At 36.3% G+C, this 5,603-nt stretch carries 3 protein-coding genes; 2 read left to right on the top strand and 1 reads right to left on the bottom strand.

Going from position 1 to position 5,603, the window contains the following annotated elements:
• The first annotated feature begins 90 nt into the window (after positions 1-90).
• Both HGC4_RS06435 and HGC4_RS06430 read left to right on the top strand, forming a co-directional pair.
• Positions 91-3,591, top strand: coding sequence for a glycosyltransferase family 117 protein (locus HGC4_RS06435; RefSeq protein WP_050709301.1), 3,501 nt, complete (start codon positions 91-93; stop codon positions 3,589-3,591).
• Between the two features lie 82 nt (positions 3,592-3,673).
• On the top strand, positions 3,674-4,378 hold the full coding sequence (locus HGC4_RS06430) for a polysaccharide deacetylase family protein (protein WP_082204095.1): 705 nt from the start codon (positions 3,674-3,676) through the stop codon (positions 4,376-4,378).
• Here HGC4_RS06430 and HGC4_RS06425 read toward each other — a convergent pair.
• A complete protein-coding gene (locus tag HGC4_RS06425) occupies positions 4,305-5,528 on the bottom strand; it encodes an S-adenosylmethionine:tRNA ribosyltransferase-isomerase (protein WP_050709300.1) in 1,224 nt (407 codons plus the stop codon). The two genes, HGC4_RS06430 and HGC4_RS06425, sit on opposite strands and share 74 nt — an antisense overlap.
• Positions 5,529-5,603: the final 75 nt, after the last annotated feature.

The raw sequence follows: 5,603 nt of genomic DNA, 5'->3' as shown, positions 1-5,603 counted from the left end.
TTTTCTTTCATTTAACTATATTTGCAACTTTGTTCTTATAGACACAATATTTAAATCACGTATTTTTACAATAAATATCTAATATTCAACATGAAAAAGTATAACTTAGTCAATAACATTTTTGGGTGGTTAAGCTTTATTATTGCAGCAATTACCTATTTGTTGACAATCGAACCGACTGCAAGTTTTTGGGATTGCGGGGAGTTTATTACTTCAGCATATAAATTTGAGGTGGGACACCCTCCCGGTGCTCCTTTTTTCATGTTGACCGGTAAGTTTTTTACCTTGTTTGCTTCTGATGTGACTCAGGTGGCCAAGATGGTAAATACCATGTCCGCATTATTGAGTGCATTAACTATCCTCTTTTTATTTTGGACAATAACGCATCTCGCAAAGAAACTCATATATACCGATCCCGAAAAAGAAATGTCTTTAGGACAAATGATTGCTATCATTGGTTCGGGTCTTGTAGGAGCATTAGTATATACATTCTCAGATACATTCTGGTTCTCAGCTGTTGAGGGTGAGGTTTATGCCTTCTCTTCGATGTTTACCGCTTTGGTATTCTGGTTAATATTGAAATGGGAAAATCGTGCAGACAAACCGGGCTCAGATAAATGGTTGGTTTTAATAGCCTACGCTATGGGACTTTCGATAGGTGTTCACTTATTGAATCTACTTTGTATTCCTGCAATTGTATTGGTTTATTATTTCAAAAAGACGAGTACTCCTAATTTCAAAGGAATCTTATTGGCACTTCTAGGTTCGATGGGTTTAATTGTCGTTCTTATGTACGGTGTTATTCCAGGATTTACTAAAGTAGGAGGGGCTGTTGAATTGTTCTTTGTAAACTCCTTAGGTTTCTCTTATAATACAGGAGTGTTCTTTTATCTAATAGTTCTTCTTTTATCTCTGGCTTGGGGTCTTTATGAGACACTTGCTACTAAGGGTAGTCTGCAACGAGCTAAAATTGCATTCATTTTAACGATGGCTCTATCCGGAATTACATTTATCGGATCGAATGTCTTGTTGTGGATCATATTGTTGGGAGGATTGATATTCTTCTGTTTTAAAGGAAAGAAAATGACTTTCAGACTCGTAAACACAAGTCTTTTGTGTTTGTTGGTAATCCTGATCGGATATTCTTCTTTTGCCGTAATTCCTATTCGTTCTGCAGCTAATACACCGATGGATCAAAATTCACCGGAAGATGTATTTTCACTGACTGACTACTTGAATCGTGAACAGTACGGTGATTCTCCTTTGGTTTATGGACGCACATATGCTTCGGAAGTAAAGAGAGATGCTAGTGGAAAAGCGATTGAAGCTTCGAAAAAATCGAGATATGATAAAATAGTGAAGAAATCTCCGGATGAAAAAGATCGTTATTTCGTAGCTAGTGAGGCGCCCAAATATGAATATACCAATACGATGTTGTTTCCTCGTATGTATTCTGATGAGGCTCGTCATATTCAAGGATATAAAAATTGGGGTGATATTGCAGATCCTAAAGTTCCTCCTACATTCTTCGAGAATTTACAATATTTATTCAAGTATCAGATAAACTTTATGTATTGGAGATACTTTATGTGGAACTTCTCAGGTCGTCAAAATGATATTCCATCATCAGGTGAAATGAGCAATGGTAATTGGATTACCGGAATTAGCTTCATCGATGAACATGTATTAGGACTAGGACCTCAAGATAACTTACCTCCGGATATCGCTGATAATAAAGCACACAATGCTTATTACATGTTGCCTCTTATTTTAGGTCTTTTCGGTATATTCTTCCAATTGAGTAGAGGGAAAAAAGGTGAACAGCAGTTATGGATAACTTTCATGCTGTTCTTTATGACGGGTCTGGCTATTGTTCTTTATCTGAATCAAAAACCGTATGAGCCTCGTGAAAGAGATTACGCTTATGCAGGCTCTTTCTATGCATTCAGTATTTGGATAGGGTTAGGTGTAGCTGCTCTTTGGACATTGCTCAAACGATATGTTCCCGAAACTGTGGCTGCTGCTGTTGTAACTGTTGTAGCACTATTGGTTCCTGTACAAATGGCTTCTCAGAACTGGGATGATCACGATCGTTCTAACCGTTATACAATGCGCGATTTCGGAATGAATTATCTGAAGAGTGTTGAAAAAAATGGTATCCTATTTACTAATGGAGATAATGATACATTCCCTCTGTGGTATGCTCAGGAAGTTGAAGGTTTCCGTACAGATGTGCGTGTTGCCAACTTGAGTTATCTACAAACGGACTGGTATGTCGACCAGATGCGTCGTCAGGCGTATGATTCTAAGCCTCTTCCAATTGAGTGGGATAAATCGCGCTACATTGGGGACAAAGGGATGTATGCTTACGTTATTACAAAAGAACAGATTGAAAATGTTTTGAAACGACAATTTGAGAAAAGTTCGGGTACTTCGTGGATGGATAAGGTGCAGAATGAGCAAAATATCGATCTTACAAATTATTACGATAAGAATGCTTTTACAGATACCGTTTCTTTAGATTATATTATGAATATCTTGAAAACCCAAGATAGTTATGTACCAAAGAATCCGTTTATAGAAAGTACTGGTAATGAATTTATCATACCTGGAAATTTACTATATATGCCAATAGATACAACAACTGTTGATTGGAAAGCTTTAAGTGCTCAACCATCGGCTCATATGTTGGTTAATTTGGGTAACAAAAATGTATTGTACCGCCAAGAGTTGATGATTCTTGAAATGTTGAATAATATCAATAAAGAAGGATGGAAGCGTCCGATATATTTTGCAACTACTGTAGGTAGTGACATGTATATGAATTTGAAGGATAATCATTTCATGCTTGAAGGTTTGGCATACCGTATTACTCCCGGAAAGATTAGTCCTACTGGTGTAAATACAGAGGTTACTTATAACAATATGGTTAATGAGTTCAAATGGGGTAATATCGATGATCCCAAAGTATATTTGGATGAGAATAACATGAGAATGTGTAAAACATTCAGAATCATGTTTAATGAGTTGATTGCTGCTCTTATTAATGAAGGAAAAGATGATAAAGCTCTTTCTGCATTAGATTATTGTTTGAAAGTAATTCCTGCTAACACAGTGCCTATGGGTGGCGAATCGGTTTCTTTTGCTGATGCATACTTTGCAATAGGTCAACCCGAAAAAGCAGAAGCAGTAATTAAGATTATCTTAGATAGATCAGAACGTTCACTAAATTGGTATCATCGTTTGAAACCTGAACAAATGTCAGGTGCGGCAGGCGATATCAAAACCAATTTTGATAATATATTGCGTATTGCAATGGTTTATCAACAGCATGGTGATATGGTAAAATACAAGGCCCTAATTGAGAAATTACAAGGCTATGCTCAGTTATATTTCACAAATAGAGTACCTGCATTAGGAAATTATGCTTTAAAAAATATTACAGATACATCTATCAGAGGATATTATATTGCAGAGAAAGGTTCTGAAATCCAGAAGCTTGAAGAAGAATTGGCACAGAAGTCAATGGCATTGATGCAACAATTTAGTCCTGGATTATTAAAAGAATATACAAGTCAAAGCAGCAATTAAGATAATATTTCGTCTATAGTCATGGAAGGCACGATTTTTGCTTTCTATGGCTATAGATGATGATATTATTTTTTTTATAGATATGTTGATAGAACAACCACCGTTAGTTTATAGACTTCTTTTTCCGGGAGGATATTGGAGGCTACCTAGCAGAAACGAAAAAGTAATTTATTTGACCTTTGATGATGGGCCAATACCGGAGCTTACTCCATGGGTATTGGATTTGTTGGATAAGTATGACATAAAAGCTACATTCTTTTGCGTGGGTGACAATGTAAGGAAGTATCCTGAAATTTATCAGGAGGTTTTAGATCGCGGACATAGTGTCGGTAATCATACATTCAATCATATACAAGGTATAAAAAGTCGTACGAAGAGTTATATGAAGAATGCTGAATTGGCATCGGAGTATATAGAATCACCTTTATTTCGTCCTCCTCATGGACATATGCGTTTACCTCAATTTTTTAAACTTCGTAAGAAATATAAGATTATACTATGGGACGTGGTTACGCGTGACTATAGTAATAAGCAGACTCCCGAAGAGGTCTTAGAGAATGTGAAGCATTATGGACGCAATGGTTCTATTGTTGTGTTTCACGATTCTATAAAAGCCGAAAAGAATATGAAGTACGCACTGCCTTTGGCTATTGAATGGTTCAAAGAACAAGGTTACGTATTTAAAACGATTGAAGAAGGTTTGGCTGAAACGACTAACGAAGTAACAGAGACGAATCTCCATAACTCAGAAAGCGATACTCGTGAGCTAGTGCGTGATTATAGATAGACATCCAATTGCCTTCGACGAAGGCAGAAACTAATAATAATAAGGTGCTTTGCGGCTGGTGAAAATTAGTAACTATGCCGCTTACTATTTTAAAAGTGTAGCCCGGAACAATCATTATCTGAGTATCGGCAAGTAAAGTGTTTATTGAATGCTTATCCAGATAATCTAAAATGTTCTTTAGGGCTTTTTCTTTTGTAATGCTATTGTCAAAAGAACTGCTATAAGGCTGCCATTGTTCTACTTTTAGTGTGTTTAGATTTGGATTCTTCTCCAAAGCAACCCCAATATGATACAAACTTTCGAGTGTACGCACTGATGTTGTGCCTACTGCAATTATATTTCCCTTGTGAGAAAGTATGTGTTCTATAGTTTCTCTCTTTACCGAAATAAATTCGGAATGCATCTCATGGTCATTTATTACTTCACTCTTAACGGGCTTAAATGTTCCTGCTCCAACATGTAAAGTAACTTCGTTGGTTTCGATACCTTTTTCTCTTAGTTTCTCAAATACCTTTTCAGTAAAATGTAATCCGGCAGTAGGAGCCGCCACAGAGCCTTTTATCTTTGAGTATAGTGTCTGATAAGTTTCTTTATCTTTTTCTTCTGTATCACGGTTTAAATAGGGTGGGATGGGAAGTTCTCCAACTGCATCAAGAATATCTGCAAATGTATATTGAGGGTTATTCCATCCAAATTTGATAATATGTGTATTGCCTGCCGATTCTATTCGCTCAGCTTTTAGTAATATTGTTTGATTATCAATCTTTACTTCTTTTTCGAGTATTCCTTCTTTCCATTTTTTTAAGTTGCCAATCATGCATTGCCATGAGCACTCTTCTGTGGCTTGAAATATCAGATTGTAGTCGTGAGGTGAATATGGGTCTAGGCAGAATATTTCTATCTGAGCTCCCGTCGATTTATTGAAGTGGAGACGTGCTTGTATTACTTTCGTATTATTAAAGATCATTAGGCTATCATCCGGTAGATAATCTATAATAGAAGAAAAACGGCTGTCTGTGATCGTTTTGTCTTTGTAAACCAATAACTTCGAATTGTCTCGCTCTTCTAGTGGATATTTGGCTATCTTGTTATCGGGTAGATCGTAGTTATAATCTTTAATATGTATATGACGAGGGTCTGATAATTCCATTATTCTCTTTTTTTATCCGCCAAAATTAATCAACTTTGTATGAATATGAAAGTATTAAGGTTGTAGACCTTTTTA

Source organism: Dysgonomonas sp. HGC4, assembly GCF_001261715.1.
GTDB lineage: Bacteria > Bacteroidota > Bacteroidia > Bacteroidales > Dysgonomonadaceae > Dysgonomonas_A.
Note: the sequence above shows the minus strand (reverse complement) of the source record. Positions and strands in the feature narration are given on the sequence as shown.